The 21,904-nt window shown below is 62.0% G+C and carries 18 protein-coding genes; 15 read left to right on the top strand and 3 right to left on the bottom strand.

Annotation, left to right across the window (positions count from 1 at the left end):
• The first annotated feature begins 19 nt into the window (after positions 1-19).
• Complete coding sequence (locus IPJ76_02510; GenBank protein ID QQR87119.1) at positions 20-613, top strand: hypothetical protein; 594 nt, start codon at positions 20-22, stop codon at positions 611-613.
• Here IPJ76_02510 and folP read toward each other — a convergent pair.
• Positions 588-1,433, bottom strand: a complete 846-nt coding sequence (gene folP / locus IPJ76_02505; GenBank protein QQR87118.1) for a dihydropteroate synthase — start codon at positions 1,431-1,433, stop codon at positions 588-590. The two genes, IPJ76_02510 and folP, sit on opposite strands and share 26 nt — an antisense overlap.
• Positions 1,434-1,468: 35 nt before the next feature.
• Here folP and IPJ76_02500 point away from each other — a divergent pair, with 35 nt between their 5' ends.
• From IPJ76_02500 to IPJ76_02460, 9 genes are all read left to right on the top strand, one after another.
• On the top strand, positions 1,469-2,749 hold the full coding sequence (locus IPJ76_02500) for a tetratricopeptide repeat protein (GenBank protein ID QQR87117.1): 1,281 nt from the start codon (positions 1,469-1,471) through the stop codon (positions 2,747-2,749).
• An 11-nt stretch (positions 2,750-2,760) separates the two neighbouring features.
• Complete coding sequence (locus IPJ76_02495; GenBank protein QQR87116.1) at positions 2,761-3,300, top strand: DUF1599 domain-containing protein; 540 nt, start codon at positions 2,761-2,763, stop codon at positions 3,298-3,300.
• 192 nt (positions 3,301-3,492) lie between these two features.
• Entirely contained in the window at positions 3,493-3,912 is a 420-nt protein-coding gene (locus IPJ76_02490) for an endonuclease domain-containing protein (GenBank protein ID QQR87115.1), read from the top strand.
• Positions 3,913-4,042: 130 nt separating this feature from the next.
• Complete coding sequence (locus IPJ76_02485; GenBank protein QQR87114.1) at positions 4,043-5,413, top strand: DoxX family protein; 1,371 nt, start codon at positions 4,043-4,045, stop codon at positions 5,411-5,413.
• Positions 5,414-5,471: 58 nt separating this feature from the next.
• The gene (locus IPJ76_02480; GenBank protein ID QQR87113.1) at positions 5,472-8,042 is read left to right on the top strand and encodes a hypothetical protein; all 2,571 of its coding nucleotides are present in this window, start codon (positions 5,472-5,474) and stop codon (positions 8,040-8,042) included.
• 365 nt (positions 8,043-8,407) lie between these two features.
• Entirely contained in the window at positions 8,408-8,770 is a 363-nt protein-coding gene (locus IPJ76_02475) for a hypothetical protein (protein ID QQR87112.1), read from the top strand.
• Between the two features lie 81 nt (positions 8,771-8,851).
• A complete protein-coding gene (locus IPJ76_02470) occupies positions 8,852-10,324 on the top strand; it encodes a hypothetical protein (GenBank protein QQR87111.1) in 1,473 nt (490 codons plus the stop codon).
• A 204-nt stretch (positions 10,325-10,528) separates the two neighbouring features.
• Positions 10,529-12,178, top strand: coding sequence for a hypothetical protein (locus tag IPJ76_02465; protein ID QQR87110.1), 1,650 nt, complete (start codon positions 10,529-10,531; stop codon positions 12,176-12,178).
• Between the two features lie 42 nt (positions 12,179-12,220).
• Entirely contained in the window at positions 12,221-13,324 is a 1,104-nt protein-coding gene (locus IPJ76_02460) for a lipid A deacylase LpxR family protein (protein QQR87109.1), read from the top strand.
• A gap of 296 nt (positions 13,325-13,620) precedes the next feature.
• Here IPJ76_02460 and IPJ76_02455 read toward each other — a convergent pair whose 3' ends face one another.
• Complete coding sequence (locus tag IPJ76_02455) at positions 13,621-14,253, bottom strand: fibronectin type III domain-containing protein (protein QQR87108.1); 633 nt, start codon at positions 14,251-14,253, stop codon at positions 13,621-13,623.
• 757 nt (positions 14,254-15,010) lie between these two features.
• Positions 15,011-15,718, bottom strand: a complete 708-nt coding sequence (locus tag IPJ76_02450; GenBank protein ID QQR87107.1) for a response regulator transcription factor — start codon at positions 15,716-15,718, stop codon at positions 15,011-15,013.
• Between the two features lie 245 nt (positions 15,719-15,963).
• Between IPJ76_02450 and IPJ76_02445 the strand changes: the two genes are divergently transcribed.
• The 5 genes from IPJ76_02445 to IPJ76_02425 all read left to right on the top strand — a co-directional run bounded on the left by IPJ76_02445 (position 15,964) and on the right by IPJ76_02425 (position 21,899).
• Positions 15,964-16,707, top strand: a complete 744-nt coding sequence (locus tag IPJ76_02445) for a DUF998 domain-containing protein (GenBank protein ID QQR87106.1) — start codon at positions 15,964-15,966, stop codon at positions 16,705-16,707.
• Between the two features lie 103 nt (positions 16,708-16,810).
• Positions 16,811-17,296: a hypothetical protein gene (locus IPJ76_02440; GenBank protein ID QQR87105.1), complete on the top strand. Its 486-nt coding sequence runs from the start codon at positions 16,811-16,813 to the stop codon at positions 17,294-17,296.
• Positions 17,297-17,315: 19 nt separating this feature from the next.
• On the top strand, positions 17,316-18,881 hold the full coding sequence (locus IPJ76_02435) for an SAM-dependent DNA methyltransferase (GenBank protein QQR87104.1): 1,566 nt from the start codon (positions 17,316-17,318) through the stop codon (positions 18,879-18,881).
• Complete coding sequence (locus tag IPJ76_02430; GenBank protein ID QQR87103.1) at positions 18,874-20,058, top strand: restriction endonuclease subunit S; 1,185 nt, start codon at positions 18,874-18,876, stop codon at positions 20,056-20,058. Before IPJ76_02435 ends, IPJ76_02430 begins: the two co-directional genes overlap by 8 nt.
• Positions 20,058-21,899, top strand: a complete 1,842-nt coding sequence (locus IPJ76_02425) for a DUF262 domain-containing protein (protein ID QQR88378.1) — start codon at positions 20,058-20,060, stop codon at positions 21,897-21,899. The genes IPJ76_02430 and IPJ76_02425 overlap by 1 nt, the downstream gene beginning before the upstream one ends.
• Positions 21,900-21,904 lie beyond the last annotated feature (5 nt).

The following is a 21,904-nucleotide window of genomic DNA, read 5'->3' as shown; positions in this document are numbered from 1 at the left end:
CTTGTGCATCTTGGGCGGCATGAGGCTCGCCCCGCTCTTCCTTCCGCTGTTCGTCCTGGCATGCTCCGCACCGGTGGACGACACACCGGCGGTGCCGGAACAAGGCCGCGACACAACGGTCTTCTCGCCAGGTCCTGACACCGCTTCAACATCCACCATCCTCGTGTACGGCCGTATCAAGGACGCCGAGACCGGTGAAGGCATGGAACGGTTCCACATCCGGGTGGCCGATGGTGTGAGCGGTGCACTGGTGGACTCCGCCACTGTGGTCGATGATTCGGCTTCGTATGAACTGGAGATCGACTACGGCCGGTCCTACCGCTTGTATTACACGGCCGATGGCTACACAACGAAGAGCATGGTAGTGGATGCGCGCGGTATACCCGCGATGGACGACGATGGAGGTTTCGGTATGCACATGGATGTCGGTCTGGTGGAGCGATTGCCGGACGTGGACTACAGCATGCTGGACGAGCCGCTTGGCCAAGCGCGCTACATGCCCGAGGACAGTGCCATGCAGTGGGACAGTGCGCATGTTGCCCAACGCCGTGCGTTGCTCAAGACGCTGATGGAGGAGCAGGCCCGCGTCAGGTCGCGCTTGCCCAAGCGTTGACCAGTCGCACGCATTCCACGGCCTCCTTCACGTCGTGCACGCGCAGGATGTCCGCGCCGTGGAGCAGTGCGATGGTGTTGAGCGACGTGGTGCCGTTGAGCGCTTCCTCGGGCTTGGTGCCCAGCACCTCGTTGATCATCCGTTTGCGCGAAAGTCCCAAGAGCAATGGTGCGCCGAGGTTCTTGACGCGCGGTAGTTCCTTCAGCAGCGTGTAGTTGTGCGCGGTCGATTTGCCGAAGCCGAAGCCCGGGTCCAGGATCACATCGGCGATGCCCGCATTGTGCGCGGCGCTCAGGCGTTGGCTGAGGTAAAGCGTTACCTCCGCAGCGACGTCCCCGTACACCGGGCTCTGCTGCATCGTGGCCGGTGTGCCTTGCATGTGCATGGCCACGTAAGGCACGCCCAGTTTTGCTACCGTGTTGAACATGGCCTCGTCCAGCAGACCGGCACCGATGTCGTTCACCATCCCGGCGCCGGCGTTCGCGGCATCGTGCGCCACGCGGGCACGCCACGTATCGATGCTGAGCAGTGCATCAGGGAAGCGCCGGGCAATGGCTTCAATGATGGGCACCACCCGCCCGAGCTCTTCGCTTTCGGGCACCTCGCTGCTGCCCGGTCGTGAACTCGCCCCGCCGATGTCGAGGATGCTTGCTCCTTCGGTGAGCAAACGGTCGGCCAGGTGCAGTGCATCATCCACAGTGGTGGCACGACTGGCGCCATGGAAGGAATCGGTCGTGGCATTGATGATGCCCATGACCATCGGGAAACGGGGCTCGATGAGCCGGTCTTTCAAGCGCCAGGTCAGTGGTGGGGCATACATGATCGCCGTTCGCGCTGCAAGGTGCAACTTGCAGCATGGAGAAACGCAACCGGTGGGCGATGTTCATTGCAATGGCAGCGTTGCCCTTGTGGAGCGCGGCCGGCAAGACCGACAGCTTGTGGAGCATTTGGAAGGATGCGGCCAAGCCCGACTCCGTGCGGTTGCAGGCATTGGGCCGTACTGCATGGGCGCTGATGCCGAGCGATCCCGACAGCGCGCTCTCACTGGCGCTGTTGCTCTACGACGAGGCCAGCGCGCGCGAAGACCGGTCCAACCGCATCCTGGCGCTCAACCACCAAGGAGTGGCCTATTCCATCATCGGCAACTACTACGCGGCCCACGTGGCCTACGAGCAGATGCTGGAGATGGGCACCGAAGCGGGCGACAAGAAAACCGTGGCCGGGGCGCACATCAACCTCGGGGCTATCCATCAAGAGCAGGGCAACACTGGGAAAGCCCTGGAGCACTATCGGCAGAGCCTGTCCGTGTTCGAGGCCTTGAACGATGAGCGCTCGCTGACTTCCGTTTACAACAACATCGCGGGGATCTATCACGCTTTGGGCGACACCGCAGCTGCGTTGGGCTACACGCGCAAGTGCATGGACATCTACCGTAAGCAGGGCGATGACCGCGCATTCTCCACGGCCAAGGGCAATCTGGGCCTAGTGTACATGGAGCAGGGCTTGCACGCCCGCGCAGCGGCCGAACTCCGGAGCGCGTTGGCCATGAAGCGCAGCATCGGTGACCGGGCTGGCGAGGCCAAAGTGCTGGCCGACATCGGTGAACTGCACCGGCGCACCGGGCAATTGGACAGTGCCTTGGTGAGCCTTCGGCAAAGCCGCGAACTGCGTGAAGCCCTGCGCGATGAGCAGGGTCTTGTCACCACCTTCACCACAACGGGCTTCGTGCTCATTGATGCGGGGCGAGCCAAGGAAGCCGCGGAACAATGCGCCAAGGCCGATGCCATCGCCAAGGACCTCGGGCTGCGCTCGCAGGAACGCTCAGCCTGCGATTGCCTCTACAGAAGCAGCAAGGCACTGGGCCGCAACGATGATGCCCTGCGGTACCACGAACGCCTCACCGCCCTCACCGACAGCTTGCGCGCCGACGACCTGGAACAGCAGCTGGACCAGATGGAGTTCAAACGACAGTTGATGAGCGACAGTCTGCGCAACGTGGAAGCGGCATTGCGCGAGCAGCTTGCCGGAGGCGATGGAACGTCGGGCAGGAAGCCATGGCTTATTGGTGGTGGGTTGGCCGCTGTTGTCGCCGCTGCGATGGCGGCGCGGCGAAGGCGGCGGGAAAAACGATCCTAGTTTCGCGCGCCATGGACAGGACCTTGCAGCAGTACGATGCGGTGGTGAACGAGTGCGTGGCGCTGTTCGCCAAGAAGGCCATCGACTATGGCACGGCGTGGCGCATCCTGCGCGTGAGCTCGCTCACCGACCAGGTCTTCATCAAGGCACAGCGCATCCGCACCTTGCAGCAGGTGGGCGAGAGCAAGGTGGGCGAGGGGATACGGCCGGAGCTCATCGGCATCATCAACTACGCAGGCATGGCCCTGGTGCAATTGCGCTTGGGTGTGGTGGACCAGCCCGACCTGTCGCCCGAGCAGGCACGCGGTGCCCTGATGAAGGAACTGAACGGCGCGCGCGACCTGATGCAACGCAAGAACCACGACTACGGCGAGGCTTGGCGCAGCATGCGCGTGAGCTCCCTCGTGGACCTCATCCTGATGAAGCTGCTGCGCATTAAGAGCATCGAAGACAACGCCGGCAAGACCCTCGTTAGCGAAGGCATCGATGCCAATTGGATCGACATCGTGAACTATGCGGTGTTCGCGATGGTACGGCTGGAGGAGGAGTGAGCAAGCTTCAAGTCCCAAGGTTCAAGTCCCAAGCCTCAAGGGACAGCACGCGCGGGCTCGCCGCTCCTTCCGTCTTCACCGTCCTGCGCCCCAGTGCTTTGCGTTTTTCCGGGGAGCTGCGGCACAAACGGCTTTGTCCCCCTTTGAAGGGGGCAGGGGGATGATCACCCAAGCCCGTGTATTTTCATCGACGTGAACGATCACTACACCAACCGTCTGAAGGACTATGCACGCGAGCACCGCAACGCGAGCACGAAAGCCGAAGTTCGCATGTGGTGCGAGTTGCTGCGTGATAGGCAACTCATGGGGTACCCGTTCCTGCGCCAGCGTCCCATTGGGGGTTACATCGCGGACTTCTTCTGCAAGGAGTTGAAACTGGTGGTCGAAGTGGACGGGGCATCGCATGATGGACCGGGTGCCAAGGACCGTGACAAGTCCCGCGATGAGCGCTTGGCTGCGTTGGGATACACCACGCTCAGGTTCTCCGACGAAGAAGTGATGCTTCACACGGACGAGGTGCACGCACGTTTGGTCCGCTGGATCGCCGAGCACGCCGCCAGGTCGCCTGTGCCAAGGCCAATGCGTAAGTCGAAACAACGGGAGCAGGAGTAGTCATCCCCTGCCCCCTTCAAAGGGGGACAACACGCGCGAGGCCCGCCGCACGACCAATGCCCCAACACTTCGTTAACGCCATCTCGTTGTCGCGGACCCGGATCCTACATTCGCCGCAACTCCTCTTGCCATGAAGTACCTCGTGCTGGTCTGCCGTCTCATCGTCGGGTCGTTGTTCATCGTCAGTGGCCTCATCAAAGCCAACGACCCCATCGGTTTCAGCATCAAACTGGAGGAATACTTCGCCGAAGCCGCGCTCAACCTCACCTTCCTGGAGCCGGCGAGCATGTTCCTGGGCATCCTGGCCTGCGTGGCCGAGATCGTGCTGGGGTTCGCGGTGCTGTTCGGGGGGCGGATGAAGCTGGCCGTTGCCGCGCTCTTGTGGCTCACCATCTTCTTCGGTTGGCTCACCGCTTACACGGCCACTTGCGATCCGCACGGCACGTACACGGTGGTCGATCCTTCGGCAGGCTCAGGAGGTGTGGAAGTCACCAAGGAAGTGCACTGCGTCACCGATTGCGGCTGCTTCGGCGATGCCATGAAGGGCTCCATTGGCCGCAGTCTAACACCGTGGGAGAGCTTCATGAAGGACGCGATCCTCTTCGTCCTTATCATCCCCATCGCCATCGCCACGTTCCGCAAGCCCGGCATTGGTTGGAACACGAGCGCCGATGACAAGCTGATCCTGCCGATGGGCCTGGTGCTGGTGGCGTTCTTCTCGTGGGTGTTCACCTGGTGGGGGCCGGTGTGGTTCACCCTCATCGGTTTTGTCGGCTACCTCGGCATCAAGCGCATCATGCAGGCGCCGAAGGCCGAGTGGGTCACGGCGTTGTGGGCAACCTTCGTTTCACTGTTCTTCATCTGGTGGTGCGTGGCGCACAATCCCGTGCGCGACTACCGTCCGTATGCGGTGGGTAAGAGCATCGCAGAACAGCGGAAGGAAGGCAAGGCGCCCGTGAACGAGATCTTCCTCGTGTACAAGAACAAGCAGAGCGGCGAGGTGAAGGAGTATCCCAGCAACAATTACCCGTGGAACGACAGCGTGTGGGTGGCCACGTGGGAGTTCGTGGAGCAGCGCGTGAACGAACTGGAGCCGGGCATCGATAGCCAGGTGAAGGACTTCTCGCTCACCGACCAGAACGGCACGGACCTCACCGACGGTATCCTCGGCGAAACGCAACCCGTGCTGTTGGTGCTGGTGAAGAGCTGCAAGGACGCCGAGACGCAGAACATGAAAGCCATCGTTGACCTGGCGAAGGCTGCCACGGACAAGGGCTGGTACGTGTACGGCGTGAGCGCGAGCAGCTGGGACGACATCGAGGAGTTCCGCCATGCGCACCAAGCCGCCTTCGACTTCACACAGTGCGACGAGGTGACGTTGAAGACCGTGAACCGCGCCAACCCCGGCCTCATGCTGCTGAAGGAAGGCACCGTGAAGGGCCAGTGGCACCACAACGACACCCCGACGCTGGAAGAAGCGGAGGCGGCGTTGGCGAAGTGATCGACCCGCGGCCACCTTGCCGCACACCTGCCGTCTACCTTGCGCAAAACCCCGCGTAATGGTGCACCGCTACGTCCTGATGTTGCTCTTGGTGATCGGTCTTGGCGCCTCCGCCCAAACCGTTTTCATCCCCGATGTGAACCTGCGCGGGTGGATGAACAACGCCAAACCCAACAGCGTTGATGCGAACGGCTTCTGCGACACCGCCGCGTGGAACGCACAGCCGCCGAGCCTGCTCTACTGCAACCTGAACCAGTTGCCGAACAACAGCACGGTGGACCTGGAAGGCATCCAGCACATCAAGACCAGCGAATTGAGGATCGGTGCTGCATGGAGCTCGACGATGAACGTGGTATGGCCCGGTTATCCGATGGGTGTTTTCACGTTCATGTTGATCAACGTCGACATCAACAACTTCTCCTCTTCACCGTTGCCGTTGCCCGGAGCCCTCGATTATTTCTACTGCGATGCATGCGGTATCGCGCAGCTCCCCGCCTTCAACGGCACCACGATGTTCATCATCAATGTTGACCTGGGCGGCCAGGTGCTCAACGTGCCGCCAAGCGTAACCCAACTCGGGTTAACGACCTGTTCCCTGACGCAGATCCCGAACACCGGCGGCAATCTCCAGTACCTGAACGTGGACTACAACCTGCTTGCGAGCTGGACCAACCTCCCCAACTCACTTGTGGAACTGCAAGCAAGTTTCACAGGACTGGCCGCGTTGCCCAACCTGGCGCCCATGACCAACTTGCAGTACTTGTCACTTGCCGGGAACGGTCATACTGATGTGGTGGCCATGCCGCCCACGCTCCTGAGCCTGGACATGTCTTTCAATCAGATCGCGAACGTGTCCTCGTTCGCTGGGGCGGATCTCACGTCGCTCAACCTGTCGAACAACCCGTTGGTGTCGATGCCCATCGTCCCCATCACCTTGGGATCCCTGCGGTTGGACAACACCCAGCTCACGGCGCTTCAGCCTATGCTGCCGCCCACGCTCTACGAACTCTACGTTCAGAACACGCCCATCAGTGCCCTTCCCGCGCTCCCGGCTGGTGTGCAATGGCTCGATGTGAGCAACACGCCCATCGCTCAACTGCCTGAGTTGCCCATGGGTCTCAACTACCTGTATGCCACGGGCTGCACAGCGCTCACCTGCCTGCCCGCGCTGCCGCAAGGAACGGACCAGGTGCGCCTGACCGGCAGCGGTGTCACCTGCCTGCCGAACATCCCCATCGGCCTCAACGTCAACCCTAATGTACTGGGCATTGCGCCCATCGTTTGCAACCCCGGCAACAGCCCATGCCCCATCGTCGATCCGCTCATCACCGGCACCACGTTCGATGATGCCGATGCCGACGGTGTGTTCGACCCGGGCGAAGCCGTGCGGCCCAACTGGATGGTGGAGGCGCAGCCCGGCGACCTCATGGCCGGCAGTGATGCCAACGGGAATTATGTGCTGCCGGCCGGTATCGGCAGCTACGCAATATCGGCGGTGCCTACGCTTTACTGGCCGCCGACCAGCTCGCCCATAGTGATCCTCACTGCATTGGGCCAGGTTGACAGCTTGAACCACTTGGGCGCTGTGGAGATCGGTGGCATGTACGACCTGACCACGGAGGTCACAGGCACCAACGTGCGGCCTGGCTTCAATACGCAGGTATGGGTGACGGTGCGCAACGTGGGCACCGAGCCCACCACCGCCGATGTGCAGCTCACCTTCGATCCCGCGCTCACGTTCGTGAGCAGCAGCGCTGCGGGCAACCTTAACGGCAATGTGCTGGATTGGTCCACAGCCGTGCTGGTGCCCGGTGACGTGTGGACGGTTGACGTGGTGCTCTACGGCCCACCCACCTTGGTGCTGGGCGATCCCGTGGTGCACCAAGCCACCGCCACCCAGAGCCAACCCGACCAAACAGCAGCCGACAACACCGACGTGATCAATGACGTGGTGGTGGGCAGCTACGACCCCAATGACAAACAGGTGGAGCCAGCCTACCTCTCGCTGGCCGATGTGGCCGCAGGCACTCGCCTGCACTACACGGTGCGCTTCCAGAACACGGGCACCTTCATGGCCGAGCGCGTGCTCATCACCGACACGCTGAGCAGCGATCTGCACTGGACCACCATCAATGTGGAAGCCGCCAGCCATGCGCACAGCTGGTACCTGCACAACGGTGTGCTGCACGTGCTCTTCGAGAACATCAATCTGCCGGACAGCACCAGCGATGAACCCGGCAGCCACGGCTTCGTGAAGTTCAGCTTCATCGCCACCAATGGATTGGTCACCGGCGATGTGGTGGAGAACATCGCCAACATCTACTTCGACTTCAACGAACCCATCATCACCAACACGGCGAGCACCTTCGTGAACACGGCGTTGGGCGTTGAGGCGTTGAGCGGTAGCGGTCTCGCGCTTTGGCCCGTGCCCACCACCGACGTGCTGTGGTTACAGAGCGATGCGCCGATGCAGCGCGTGCAACTGCTCGACCGCACCGGTCGTGTGGTGCGCGATGCACAAGCCAATGGCCTGCGCGCCGTGCTCGATGTGCGCGACCTGTCGGCGGGTGCATACGCGGTGCGGTGCACCACTGAGCAGGGCGTGGTGCAGCGCATGTTCGTACGGTAGTGGCTCCGGGGTCTGGTAACGCCCTGCTACGCGGGCCACTTTTACTAGAGCGCATCTCAAAATGACTTTTGGAAGCGAGCGGCAGGTATTCCGGGGCCAGCCCAGGCGCGAGACCCGAGCATAGCCGGTAGCTCTGTGAGGGGCGAGCAACGCCGGATGGCCCCGGAAGGCCGCCGCGCAGCCCGAAGGGTTATTTTGAGATGCGCTCTACGGATGCAGACGGATGGACGGGGATAGGAGAGAGCCGGTCGAGGCAGTCGGATCTCATCCGTGTCCATCGGTGTTCATCCGTGGTTGTCTTTTCCCACAAACTCCCTACGTTATTGGCGGCGGTCCTGACGGCTATTCCGTCGATCCCGCAAGCCATGCACACCCCCAGCAACAACGTCCTCAGCTTCCTGCACGAACTCTACGAAGGCAACCGCCACACGTTGGTGGCCAAGGCGCGCGACGAGCAGCGCATCGAACGCTGGCGCGCCGAGCGCGAAGGCAACACCGAGTACATCTACACCGACGAGCGCCCCGTGCGCATGGACTTCGCGCAGCTCACACTGCACGCCTTGGCCAATACCACGCGCGGCGAGCTGCTGTGGGTGTACGCCAGCGGCATGGTGGAAGCGGACGGCACGGTGGAGAGCGTCTTCGTTCACCTGCTGCGCGAGGAAGGCCCCTCCGATCCCGCGCAACTGGGCATCAACTTCGGGGAGGACGGAGTGCAGTGCGCGTGAGGTTGCGCGCGGCGCGTCAACCAATGTTCCATTGCACACGCGGCTCTTGCTGCCGTGCTTTGGACATGACAACAACAGCACATGGCCTGGTGGGATGATGCCCTGGATGCAGTGGGTGCCGTGGTGGGCGCCGTGGGCGATGCCGTGGAAACCGTGGTGGATGCCGTGGTGGATACCGTGGAAGAGGTGGTGGACACCGCCACCGACTGGGCCAATGCCGGGCTCGACCGCGCCCGCGACGCCATCGCCGCGTTCAGTCCCGCGCTCGGCGCCGTGGCCAACCTGGTGCTGGGCCTGGTGAAGGGCGTGGTGAACGTGGTGAAGGACATCGTGCGCATCGTGCTCGACGTGGTGCGCCACGTGGGCGAATTCGTCAACGCGCTGTTGCACCTCAACCTGGCGCGCATGATCGATGCGCTGCTCGCCATCGTGGTGAACGTGGGCGAGATCGTGGTATGGGCCGTGCGCATCGTCACCGGCGGCTACTTCGCCGGCCCGGTGAGCGACTACTACATGCGCGACCGGCACATCAACATGATCGCGGGCATGGTCCGCGCGGAGTTCGGCAAGCAGGAAGCGGAGGACATCCTGGCCAAGCTCGGCTTCGGCACCGCGCACTTCCGCCTGCCCATCCGCTGCAATGTGCGCGTGATGGTGGCCGACAGCAGCACCTTCCCCTTCGTGGCCCTGCACACCGCCGGCACGCTCGACCTGTTCGCGCTGGCCGGGCTGCTCAGCTTCAACAGCTTCCCGCTTTTCAACGCGCGCACGCGCATGGTGATGGTGGACGCTTCGGGTGCTGACATGTGGTGGCGGCCCGTGACCCGTCCGGACATCAAGGCCTTCATCAGCAGCGGTGGCACCAGCGCGCGCTTCCGTTGTTATGCGGTGGAGCCCTACGCCCAGGGCCGTGCCATGCGCACCGCCCACAACAAGTTCAAGAAGCTCTGCATCGACCTCGACTTCGACCGGTCGTTCAACTTCCCCACTTGGCAGACCTACCCGACGCAGCCGTGCAACACACCCGGCGATTTCACCATCGCCGGGGCCACCGCGTGGTTCGCGGCCAATACAACGCGCGATAGCTCTGAAGGCCAGGACGCGCGGCCGCTCAGCATCACCTGCTTCAACATCAGCGGCGGGTTCCGGGGCATCGTGGCCGGGCGCAGCATCCGCCGCTTCGTCGATGAGCGCAACGGCTGCAGGCACGACAGCACGGCAGATGCGTGCATCACCTTGGTGGACCGCAGCGACGACGACACCGACGGCAACGCAGGACCCGGCGGCAGCGGCGTGCTCTGGCGCGATGCCTATCCGCCATGGTTCGGGCGATACGTCATGGGCCACGAGCTCGGCCACTATTTCGGCCTGGCGCACGCCGGCCACGACGGTGTGGAGAACATCATGTTCTCGGGGCCCGAGGGCAATGCCATCGTTGGTGGCGGGTCGTGGCGCCTTTGGAGCCATGGCGAGCCTGTGTTCGTGGACGCCGACGTGGAGCATGCGTGGCGCTTCATCGTGAAGAAGCTGCCCCACGTGTTGCGGGCGCTGTGAGCGGCGCCCCTGCTCCCAGAAAAATACCCTGAACTGGGTATTTTTTGGATGGATCGGTGTGCTGAGTTTTGGTGTGCCCGCCAAGACCACTCCCGGCACCCGTGGAAAGAACGCGCACCGCACGTGAAAAGAACGTGCAATGGCGTGCACGGAAGAAGGGAGGTTAGCGGCGGGGGAAGTCGAGCCCACCATATACCCACCACCATGAGACCCCAACGCAAGACCAAGAACGGATGCACGGTGCGCGCCATCTCCGGCACCCATGTCGTGTTCCTCGCTTTCGACCTCACCGATGCCGCGCGAAAGGACTGCGCGGGCTTCGCCATCAAGCGCACCGACCATACCGAAGGTGAAACGTACTGGCTGCAAGGCATGAAGACCTTCAAGAGCGTGCGCGAGCACACCGCCCCCGGCGAGAAGTTCAGCACGCGCGAGCATCCGATCCAAGGCATGCAGTGGGCCGACTATTCCGCCAAGCCGGGCTACGACTACACGTACACCGTCATCCCCATGTACGGCACGCCGGGTTCGCTCACCGAAGGAACCGCCGTTACCGTTGACATCACCACCGAGCGGCCCGACCAAGGGAAGCACCGCATCTTCTTCAACCGGGGTGCCGTGGCCTCGCAGGAATACGCCCGTCGTTTCCAGAACAAGAAGCCGTCCGATGTGGGCCCTGCTGCCTACGAGTGGCTGAGCCGTGGACTGGAAGAGGGCATCCTCGGGTTCATCGGTCGGGCGAAGGACGGTGCGTGGTCGTTGCGGGCCGCCATCTACGAGTTCGAATGGGAGAGCGTGCTGCTCGCCTTCAAACAAGCGCACGGTAACGGGGCCGACGTGAAGATCGTGTACGATGCCATCCCATCGGGCGGCGCCGTGCACGAGAACGACGCGGCCATCGACAAGGCCCGCATCCGCAGCCTGTGCACGCCGCGCACACAGGGCAAGATCATGCACAACAAGTTCATCGTGCTGCTCAAGAACGATGAACCCGTGGCCGTGCTCACCGGCTCCACCAACATCACCGAGAACGGCATCTTCGGCCATCTCAACTGCGCGCACATCGTGGAGGACAAAACCATCGCGGCGCAGTACCTGGACTACTGGAAGGAATTGAAGGGCGACCCTTCCACCGCCGAACTGAAGACGTGGTGCGAGGCCAGCAATCCGTTCCCACCGGCCAACTGGACGAAGGACCTCATGGTCGTGTTCAGCCCGCACAGCGGCATCGGCATCCTCAATTGGTACGCGCAGCAGGCGGGGGCCAGCGCGGCGCCGCTCATGATCACCCTGGCCTTCGGCATGCACAAGTCGTTGCAGGCCACCTACGAACTGCCCGACGGCGTGTTGCGGATGGGCATGCTGGAGAAGGAGGGCAACGGCAGCGGAATGGCCAAAGGCAAGGTGGACATCGCCCGCATCCGCAAGCAGAAGAACGTGCTCATCGCCTTGGGCCGGCACATCAGCGCCAACAAGTTCGATACGTGGCTGAAGGAGCGCGCCAAGGTGAACGCCGAAGCAGGCATCCTCTGGGTGCACACCAAATTCCTGCTCATCGATCCGCTAGGCCCCGATCCCGTGGTCTTCACCGGGTCGGCCAACTTCAGCGAAGCCAGCATCAATGCCAATGACGAGAACATGCTGGTGGTGCGGGGCGACACGCGCGTGGCCGACATCTACTTCACCGAGTTCCTGCGCATCTACTCGCACCATGCCTTCCGCGAGTCGCTCACCTTCCAGCAGCCCGCCAACTGGTCGCCAGCCTACCTGAAAGAGAAGTCCGCCGATTGGCAAAAGGACTACTACACACCGGGCGATGATCGCTGCTTGCGGCGGGAGTACTACGTGAAGTAGCGCGCTATGGAACGCATGCAACCACCAGCAGCAACAACCGTCATGAGAACCACCCCGGTCCATGTGGAGCGCATCTTCCGCATCGCGCTCCTCCTCGTGCTGCTCTCCCTCTTGGCCCTCGGCCTCTTCGCCCAGGCCCCGCCCGTGATGAAGGACGAAGCCGTGTACGTGCGGCTCGCCTCCGAGAACGACTTCTTCAAGCTGCGCGGCAACACCGACCGCTACTTCACCAACGGCGAACGCCTCGACGTGTTCTTCAGCAGCAAGTACGAAGCCGGCCTGGAGAAGCTCTTCTTCGTGCTGCCCCGCCGCAACTACCCCTTCCGCAGCAACGAGTTCGGCATCGGCGTGGGCATGAACATGTACACACCCACCGACATCGCGCTGGTGAAGCCCGACAGCACCGACCGCCCGTATGCCGGGTGGACCTACGCGGCCATCAAGTGCATCAGCAACGACTTCACCACCAAGCAGCGCCTCACCACCGAGCACAGCCTGGGCGTCATCGGCCCGGCGGCCGGCCAGAAGGAGGTGCAGATCTGGTATCACGCCCTCATCGGCTCGCAGGAACCCATGGGCTGGGACAACCAGATCGCCAACGACTTCGCGTACAACCTCAACGTCACGTACGAGAAGGAGCTGATCCATCCCGTGCGCCAGATCCAGGTGGTGGGCACCGTGGAAGCCAACGCGGGCACCGTCACCAACCACATCGGGCTCGGCGGCCTCATCCGCATCGGCCGCTTCAACGACTACTTCGTGCAGGAATTCGGGCTGCTGAAGGACAGCACCGACCTGGACCGCTACCAGAAGGAAGTGCTGCCCACCATGCCCGCCGACCTCCACATGGACGACATCGACCGCAAGTTCCAGCTCTACTTCCAGATCCGCCCGCTGTTCCGCGCCGTGCTCGACAACTCGCTGTTGCAGGGCGGCATGTTCGGCTTCCGCGACAGTCCGCACACCGTGCCGGCCGACGAGCTGAAGCGGTTCTATGTGAACACCGAGTACGGCCTAACGCTCATCTGCAGCGGCTTCGGCATCACCTTCACGCAGAGCTTCCGCTCTCCCGAATTCACCAACGCCAAGTGGTCGCATTGGGGCGGCATCAGCATCGTGGCGCGCATTGCGAAGGGGCGGCGGTGACGCCGTGCCATCCTTGCTCATTGCGCCTTGCACCATGCTCATTCCTCATTCCTCATTCCTCCTTCTACATTTTACATTCTACATTTCACATTCTACATTTTTCATTCACCTCTTCTTCCACCAAAAACAAAAGCCAGAGCTCGCACTCCGGCTTCTGTTCCTGTGGTTCCTGCTTCTCCGCATCTCAACTTGAGCCTTTGGACGTGTGACTTATGACTTGAGCCTTGGGTCTTGGGACTTGTGACTTGACACTTGACACTTGAGCCTTGTCTCTTGCCTCTCGTCCCTCTTTCCCATTACGCCGCTTTCGCACTGGCGATATCGCTCACCGGACTTGCACCGGCCGCGCCCAGCGTGGTGACGCGGAAGCTGTACACCGTGTTGCTGGTGAGCCCTTCAACGGTGTAGCGGTTCTTGCCCGTGTTCACCAGCGGTGCCCAACCGGCGTGGTTCAGCGGATCGGTGTCCGTCATCTCCACGGCGTAGAGGCTGCGGCCGCGCACACCGTTCCAGCGCAGCTCCAGGCGGCCGGGGTAGGGGGTCACCAGTGCGCGCAGGTTGGCCACGGCGGGCAGGGGGCCCAGCGGCTCGCTCAAGCGGCGCACATCGAAGCCGGTGCTCACGATGAGCGACTTGTCGTTGTTGCAGTGCGCCTGCACGTAGCCGGCCAGCTCCCGCACCATTTCCTTCAGGACCTTGAAGGCCGCGTCGCGCGCTTCCTTCTCGGCCTTGCCCCGGTTGAAGTCGTAGATCTGGTTGGCGTCGTCGAGGGCGGTGCAGGCCGTTCCCAGCGCCGCCGTGGTGGGCGTAGGCGTGGGGAAGGCCGCGTTGCCCGTGAGCATCGCCACGTGGTTGCGGCCTTTTTCCACCAAGGCCGTGGGGGTGATGCGGTCGATGCCGACACGCGGAACGAAAGTGAACTGTCCCATGATGTGTTGTTTTGTGGGCCGATGGGTTCGGCCCTGGTTTGTGCCGCCAACCAACGGCGCTGCGCGGGCCGGTTGCAAGGCCACCGTCACCCCGCGCACCAGGCCCACGTTGCCCTTTGGGGCAACGCGTTGCGGCTGCACGGTGGAGCCCGGCGCTGATGGCGTGCGATGACCGATCGTTGCCCTGCGGCGCGCGGCGAGCTGCGTGCCCGTCGGGCCGCGCGGACCTGATGCGGTCCGCACGATCAGGCACCCCGGCCGTACAAACGCGGCGGTGCACGCGATCGGAGGAAGGACTGCTCCACCGGTGATGGTGGCTTGGGGCGTGAGCCGTTCCGGGGCCATCGCCTCGTGGGGTCATCGGCCCCGAGTGTTGCTCGGGTCCAAGGCCAAGCGCCGTCATCGGCCCGCCTTGCGCTGCGAGGGCGAAGGCCTTGCGCCGACATCGGTGCGACTGCTGGCGCGGGTCGAAGGCCTCGCGCCAGCATCGGCCCGCCTTGCGCTGCAGGTCGAAGGCCTCACGCCGTTATCGGCCCGACCGGTGGCGCGGGGCGATGCCCTCGCGCCGACATCGGCCCGACTGGTCCCGCGCGTCGATGGCCATGCGCTGTCATCGGCCCGACCGGTGGTGCGGGGCGATGCCCTCACGCCGTCATCGGTCCGACCGGTGTCGTGGGCCGATGCCCTCACGCCGTCATCGTCTCGACTGCTCGCGCCGGTCGATGCCGCAGCGCCACCCGGGGTGCAGACAACCGCCTCAGTTCCAGTCGTTGCGGTGTTTGTGCCACCAGCGCGCGGCCGCTGCGCGGTGCTTCACGCCCAGCTTCCGGTAGGCATGCCGCAGGTGCGTCTTCACGCAATTCACCGATACGCCCATGCGCCGGGCCACCTGGGGCTTGGTGGGCCACAAGGGGTTGCACCACCACGCCAGGGCCACGCGCTCGCGCGGCGTTAGGCGTGCAACGTTGCGCGGGGCGCTGGGCCGCAGGTGCTCGCCGTGCAGCAGGCGCTTCACCGGCTCGCTGGGATGGAAGTGGTGCGCCCTCACGTTGGCCAGCATGGTGCCCAGCTCGGTGGGCGCCACATCATCCGGCAGCACGCTCAGTGCATGGTCGCTCAGGGCCTGGCCGGTCAGCAGGTCGTCGATGGTGTGGCACAGCGCCACGGTGCTGAGCTCGGGGTAGCGGTGGTGCAGCAGGGCCAGCAGGTTGGGGGCGTCGGTGGCAGGGGGCGCCTGCGCCACCAGGGCCAGGTGCACGGGCGTGCCGCTGCGCAGGGCCTTCAGCAGCGCGTTGCCATCGGCCACCACCACGGTGGCCCGGTGGCCGGCCACGTCGTTCACCATGCTGGCCAGCCCGATGCGGGTGGCATGGGCGGGGTGCACCACGGCCACGCTCACGTGCGCAGGCCGGGCCTTTGCGGGGGTCGTCTTTCGGGTTGCCATGCTGGTGGCGGGTTTGGTCATGGGAAATTATGGAGATCCGCGCTGGGCGCAAGACCTGGCGCTTGGAAAAAAAGTTGGCCGCATCCCGGAAAACCGGGATGCGCCGTGTTGCTCCAGCGTGGACTTTTGACAAGCCCCACCGTTCCTCATCCCCGCACCCGCACAAAGTCACACCCCCGCACCCGTGAAAAAGACATGGTGGAGGGGAGAGGGGATGGGGGAGGTTTGGGGGGTAGAGCAGGCACCCACCATCCCCACCCGATCCCGTGAGCATTTCCCCAAACCAAAACCAGCAGCGCCAAGCCCCTTCGGCTTTCATCGCCCCGCAGGAAGGTGACGACATTGCCGGACATGCCCATCGACAGGTCATCGGTTGGCTGGGCATTGCGCTGCCGTTCGTCATCTGGCTTCTGGCCGGGTTGCGTCCAATTGACCGAGATGCTTCATGGTCCCGCCTCGATTCCATCAGCGCCTATTTCCACTCCGGAGCAGTCGCGGCCTTCGTGGGGGTGCTGGTCACCTTGGGAGTATATCTCTTCGCCTACCAGGGGTACGCCAACTCCGACAACCGATGGGACCGTATTGCAGCGCGCGTGGCGGGGTTGTGCGCCGTATCGGTGGCCTTGTTCCCGATGCAACCCGACCCGGGCGCATGCCCCAACCCGCAATGGATGACGGAGGGCGTCAGTCACTTGCACTTCGGTTCCGCTGCTCTGCTCTTCACCACGTTTGCTTGCATCGCCCTCTTCTTGTTCCGCAAGAAGTCGGGCACGCCCACCAAGGCCAAGCGCACGCGCAACGCCATCTACCTGGCCTGCGGTCTTTCCATCATCGGAGCGCTGCTGTTCATCGTCTGGCAGTTCATTCCCAAGGGTGAAGGAGAACCGGCACCAGCCGACATTTTCTGGCCCGAGGCCGTGGCCATTTGGGCCTTCGGCATCTCGTGGTTGGTGAAAGGCCGCGCCGACTTCACCATCAAGGCGGCGGTGCGGAAATTGAAGCCCGCTTGATCCCGCTTGGATCTCATTGACCACAATGGAATACAGCTACGAACAACAGGCAGACCAAAGCGAAGACCGGCATAGCCGGCACCTGATCGAACAGGCCTGGGCCATGAACCGCGCGGACCTGTTGCAGGCAGCACTACCGGCCGCGCGGTACCTGATGGAGCATCCGGAGGGACCATCCGTGTTCGATATTAAGCGGATGCCGGGCTTCACGGTGAGCGTGCCTGCACGACCCGGCAGTGCAGGGAAAAGATCACCGCCGCGCAAGCAGCTCCCCAACCCGCTTGTTCCGCCCGTGCCACCAGTACCGCTTGCAGCGGCCACCGTGCCGGCCGAACAGGATGCGCTGAAGATCATCACGGCGGCCGTGAACGCGGCCCGCAACGCTTTGCACCAGCGCGTTTGCGTGCAATGGGACTACTGCGCCAAGATGAAGAAGTACGGCAAGGGCACCATGCTCGTCCTGAACGCATTGCCCGTGGTGCAAGCCTTCTTCGCCTCCTTCAACGCACCCTTGGCGATCGCGGCCTTCTTGGTGCATCTGGTAAAGGACCAACTGTTGGATGTGCTGTGCGGTTGTGCGGCAACATGAGCCGAATACCTTCCCGCCGATGACCGCACTCCCCACCACCAAAGCCCGCAAACCCAAAGCCGCCGAAGCCAGCGAGCCCATCGAAAAGCAGCTCTGGAAAACGGCCGACAAGCTCCGCAAGAACATCGACGCCGCCGAGTACAAGCACATCGTGCTCGGCCTCGTCTTCCTCAAGTACATCAGCGATGCCTTCGTGGAGCTGTACGACAAGCTGAAGGCCGAAGAGAGCGCCGGTGCCGACCCCGAGGACAAGGACGAGTACAAGGCCGAGAACGTATTCTTCGTGCCGCCCGGCGCGCGGTGGAGCTTTCTGCAAAGCCACGCCAAGCAGCCCACCATCGGCAAAACGGTGGATGAGGCCATGGACGCCATAGAGCGGGAGAACGACTCGCTGAAGGGCGTGCTGCCCAAGGTGTACGCCCGGCAGAACCTGGACCCCACCAGCCTCGGCGGCCTCATCGACCTCATCGGCAACATCGCCCTGGGCGATGCCAAGAGCCGTAGCGCCGATGTGCTGGGCCATGTGTTCGAGTACTTCCTAGGCGAGTTCGCGCTGGCCGAGGGCAAGAAGGGCGGCCAGTTCTATACCCCGCGCAGCGTGGTGGAACTGCTGGTGAAGATGCTGGAGCCGTACAAGGGCCGCGTGTTCGACCCCTGCTGCGGCAGCGGCGGCATGTTCGTACAATCCGAAAAATTCGTCACCGAACACCAGGGCAAGGTCAACGACATCAGCATCTACGGGCAGGAGAGCAACCAGACCACCTGGCGGCTGGCCAAGATGAACCTCGCCATTCGCGGGCTGGACAGCTCGCAGGTGAAGTGGAACAGCGAGGGCTCCTTCCTCAACGATGCCCACAAGGACCTGAAGGCCGATTACATCATCGCTAACCCGCCCTTCAACGTGAGCGATTGGAGCGGCGACCTGCTGCGCACCGACGGCCGCTGGCAATACGGCACGCCGCCCGAGGGCAACGCCAACTTCGCGTGGATGCAGCACTTCATCTACCACTTAAGCCCCAGCGGGCAGGCGGGCGTGGTGCTCAGCAAGGGCGCCCTCACCAGCAAGAGCAGCGGCGAGGGTGAGATCCGCAAGGCCATGGTGGAGGCGGGCCTCATCGATTGCATCGTGAACCTGCCCGCCAAGCTCTTCCTCAACACCCAGATCCCCGCCAGCCTCTGGTTCATGAGCCGCAACCGCGCCAACGGCAAATTCCGGAACAGAACGACCGAGATCCTCTTCATCGATGCGCGGCACCTGGGCCACTTGGTGAACCGCCGCACGCGCGAGTTCAGCGAGGCCGACATCAACACCATTGCGGACACCTACCACAACTGGCGGAACCCCACCGGCACCTACGCCGATGTGCCCGGCTTCTGCTGCGCGGCGCCGCTGAGCCGCGTGAAGGAGTTGGACTACGTGCTCACCCCCGGCCGCTATGTGGGCCTGGCCGAAGAAGAGGACGACTTCGTGTTCGCCGAGCGTTTCGCGGCGCTGCAAGCCGAGTTCGCCACGCAGCTACAGGAAGAGGCCGAGCTGAACAGCGCCATCCTGAAGAACCTGAAAAGCGTGAAGGTCGATGGGTGAGTGGAAGGAATATCTGCTTGATGAGGTGATCGAGAAGTTCATCGATTACCGTGGCAAAACGCCGACCAAGACAACATCAGGTGTTCCGTTGATCACTGCTAAGGTGGTCAAGAACGGCACCATAGAGGAACCGAACGAATTCATCTCGAAGGAGGACTACCATAACTGGATGCGCCGGGGCTATCCGGAAGTGGACGATGTAGTGATTACCACCGAGGCTCCATTGGGCGAGGTGGCTTTGTTGAAGTCTAAGGATGTGGCTTTGGCACAACGCATCATCACGTTACGTGCATATCCCAAGAAGGCATACAATCCCTTCATCAAGTACTACCTGCAAAGTCCATCCGGCCAGTATGAATTGGAGTCAAGGGCATCGGGTACAACTGTGCTCGGGATCAAGTCCTCCGTGCTGAAGAAGCTGCCGGTCATCATACCGGACAAGGATGAACAGGTTGCCATCGCCTCAGTCCTTTTGAGCTTGGACAACAAGATCGATCTGCTGCACCGGCAGAACAAGACCTTGGAGGCCATGGCCGAAACGCTGTTCAGGCAGTGGTTCGTGGAGGAGGCGGAGGAGGGCTGGGAGGAATATGTACTTACAGACATTGCATCCCATTTAAAGAACAGTGTAAACCCTGGTCAGCACCCAACGCGCATCTTCCATCACTACAGTCTACCCGCGTACGATGAAGGTAGGGAGCCCTCGCCTGAATTGGGCGACACGATCAAGAGCTCGAAATATGTAGTTCCCGAGAATGCCGTACTCGTCTCCAAGCTGAACCCGCGCTTTCCCAGGGTGTGGCCGGTCCGCGACAAGAAGCATGAGCACCCCATTAGCAGCACGGAGTTCCAAGTGTTCGTCCCGAAGAAGGACGAGATTTTTGGCTTTCTGTACTGCTTCTTGATCTCGAAGCCCGTTCAGGATGAACTCGCGTCGGCGGCATCTGGAACTAGCGGAAGCCATCAGCGTGTGAGCCCGGACGACATCAAGGCGCTCACCTTCCAGGCCAAGTCGAAGCAACAACTCGTTGACTTCTCCAAGGTCGTCGACCCGCTGCTAGAGAAGATTGATACGAACAAGGACCAAGTCGCCAACCTGACGAAGCTCCGCGATACGCTGCTACCGAAACTGATGAGCGGAGAGGTGAGGGTGGAGATGAACACGATGAAATCATGATCGACGTAAACCCCGCGCGTGAGAACCTGGACACGGTGTTCGGTACGCTGATCTACCACATCGATTTCTACCAGCGCCAGTACAAGTGGAGCAACGAACCCGTGCAGCGCCTACTGGACGACGTGTTCTACAAATTCGATCAGGAGTTCGCAAAGCACAAGGACTCGGACATCCCGCTGGAGCGCTTGATCGATGACTATGCGTGGTACTACCTGAACACCTACGTGACCAATCAAGTAGACGGCAAGGTGTTCATCGTGGACGGCCAGCAGCGCCTTACCACGCTGTCGCTCATCATCCTGAAGCTCGTTCGCATGGCCGATGGGTACGGCTCCGAATTGGGCATTTGGTTGCGTGGAAAGCTGGCTGGGCAATCAGGCTTCAAGAGCACCTACAGGATGAGCCACGAGGGCCAGAAGGAGGTGATGGACCATTTGCTGAAGTCCGATGAGCCGTTGGATGAAAGCACCTATGACAGTGTGACTTCTCAGAACCTGATCGCGAACTACCGCCTGATAGGTCAAACGCTGGATGCCAAGCTGAAGGACAAGCACCGTTTCGAGAGCTTCACATTCTACTGCCTGCGCCGTCTTGTGCTGATCAATCTCGACGTGAAGCAGACGGATGTGCCCATGGTTTTCGAGGTGATCAACGATCGTGGGGTGAAGCTACGCCCGTACGAGATTCTCAAGGGGAAACTGCTCGGCCAGGTTGATAAGCGGGAACTGAATGAGTTAGGCTTGAATGAACTCTGGGAAGAACAGGTCGGTGCCATCAATGCGTTGAAGTCCGACGAGATCGACAACTTCTTCACGTATTACCTGAAGGCTAAGTATGCGAACACCCGGGGCGAAGCAGAGAAGTTCGACAAGGACTATCACCGGGTGATGTTCACCCCCGAACTGGACAAGTACCTGCGTCTGGACCATAGCCCGAAGCAGGTCAAGGCCTTCCTGCAGAAGGAGTTCAAGTACTTCACGAACCTGTACAAGCGCATGTACAGCTACTACCAGAGTGAAGCGGCGCAATACCGGCACGTGTACTTCAACAACCTCACAGACATGAACACGCAGTTCATGCTTGTGCTTTCCAGTTGCACGGTGGACGATGCGGAGGAATCCGAGAAGATCGCCACCATCGCCCGGGAAGTGGACCGCTTATTCTGTCTGCTCCAGTTGCAGCGCAGCTATAACAGCAACAGCTTCAACCGGGTGGTGTACAGCATCAGCAATGCAATCAGGGAAAATCCGGCCGCCGTCATACGGAAGGTCTTCGATACCCATCTACTTGAGCTGCTGACTGAGGCCAAGGGTGCAAATGCTCAGGATCCGCTCAACTATGGCCTCTTCAAGGAAACCGGGATCGAATTGGAGAAACGGTTCAAGCGCTACTTCTTCGCCCGCATCGAAATGTTCATCGCCGAGAACACCAGCCAGAACATGCGGCAGAACATATACGACCTTGTCTTGAACACCGGCAGCAAGAACGGATTCCACGTGGAGCACATCTTGGCAGAGAACGACGACAACAGGGCCGTGTTCAACAACGACGAAGAGTTGTTCGAACGCGAACGCAACAGACTTGGCGGTCTGCTCTTGCTGAAAGGCAAGGACAACCAGAGCAGCAACAATGAGAAGTACGCGAAGAAGCTGAAGACCTACGCCGGTACGCTCTACTGGAACGAAACGCTGCTGGAGAACACCTATGTGAAGAAGAAGGATTTCAAGAGCATGATGGAGCGGCACGATCTGAAGTTCCGGCCCATGCCCACGTTCGGCCCTACTGAGGTGGAGGAGCGGCATAGGCTGCTCTTTGACATGGCCAAGATCATTTGGAACTGACTTAC

This window comes from Flavobacteriales bacterium, assembly GCA_016699575.1.
Classification (GTDB): Bacteria; Bacteroidota; Bacteroidia; order Flavobacteriales_F; family PHOS-HE28; genus PHOS-HE28.
Note: the sequence above shows the minus strand (reverse complement) of the source record. Positions and strands in the feature narration are given on the sequence as shown.

Bases quoted from the DNA above. Each gene is read 5' to 3' on its own strand.
- IPJ76_02495 (QQR87116.1), top strand. From the start codon at position 2,761: ATGGACAGGACCTTGCAGCAGTACGATGCGGTGGTGAACGAGTGCGTG.
- IPJ76_02460 (QQR87109.1), top strand. From the start codon at position 12,221: ATGAGAACCACCCCGGTCCATGTGGAGCGCATCTTCCGCATCGCGCTC.
- IPJ76_02500 (QQR87117.1), top strand. From the start codon at position 1,469: ATGGAGAAACGCAACCGGTGGGCGATGTTCATTGCAATGGCAGCGTTG.
- IPJ76_02510 (QQR87119.1), top strand. From the start codon at position 20: ATGAGGCTCGCCCCGCTCTTCCTTCCGCTGTTCGTCCTGGCATGCTCC.
- IPJ76_02435 (QQR87104.1), top strand. From the start codon at position 17,316: ATGACCGCACTCCCCACCACCAAAGCCCGCAAACCCAAAGCCGCCGAA.
- folP (QQR87118.1), bottom strand. From the start codon at position 1,433: ATGTATGCCCCACCACTGACCTGGCGCTTGAAAGACCGGCTCATCGAG.
- IPJ76_02430 (QQR87103.1), top strand. From the start codon at position 18,874: ATGGGTGAGTGGAAGGAATATCTGCTTGATGAGGTGATCGAGAAGTTC.
- IPJ76_02480 (QQR87113.1), top strand. From the start codon at position 5,472: ATGGTGCACCGCTACGTCCTGATGTTGCTCTTGGTGATCGGTCTTGGC.
- IPJ76_02440 (QQR87105.1), top strand. From the start codon at position 16,811: ATGAACCGCGCGGACCTGTTGCAGGCAGCACTACCGGCCGCGCGGTAC.
- IPJ76_02465 (QQR87110.1), top strand. From the start codon at position 10,529: ATGAGACCCCAACGCAAGACCAAGAACGGATGCACGGTGCGCGCCATC.
- IPJ76_02450 (QQR87107.1), bottom strand. From the start codon at position 15,718: ATGACCAAACCCGCCACCAGCATGGCAACCCGAAAGACGACCCCCGCA.
- IPJ76_02475 (QQR87112.1), top strand. From the start codon at position 8,408: ATGCACACCCCCAGCAACAACGTCCTCAGCTTCCTGCACGAACTCTAC.
- IPJ76_02485 (QQR87114.1), top strand. From the start codon at position 4,043: ATGAAGTACCTCGTGCTGGTCTGCCGTCTCATCGTCGGGTCGTTGTTC.
- IPJ76_02455 (QQR87108.1), bottom strand. From the start codon at position 14,253: ATGGGACAGTTCACTTTCGTTCCGCGTGTCGGCATCGACCGCATCACC.
- IPJ76_02470 (QQR87111.1), top strand. From the start codon at position 8,852: ATGGCCTGGTGGGATGATGCCCTGGATGCAGTGGGTGCCGTGGTGGGC.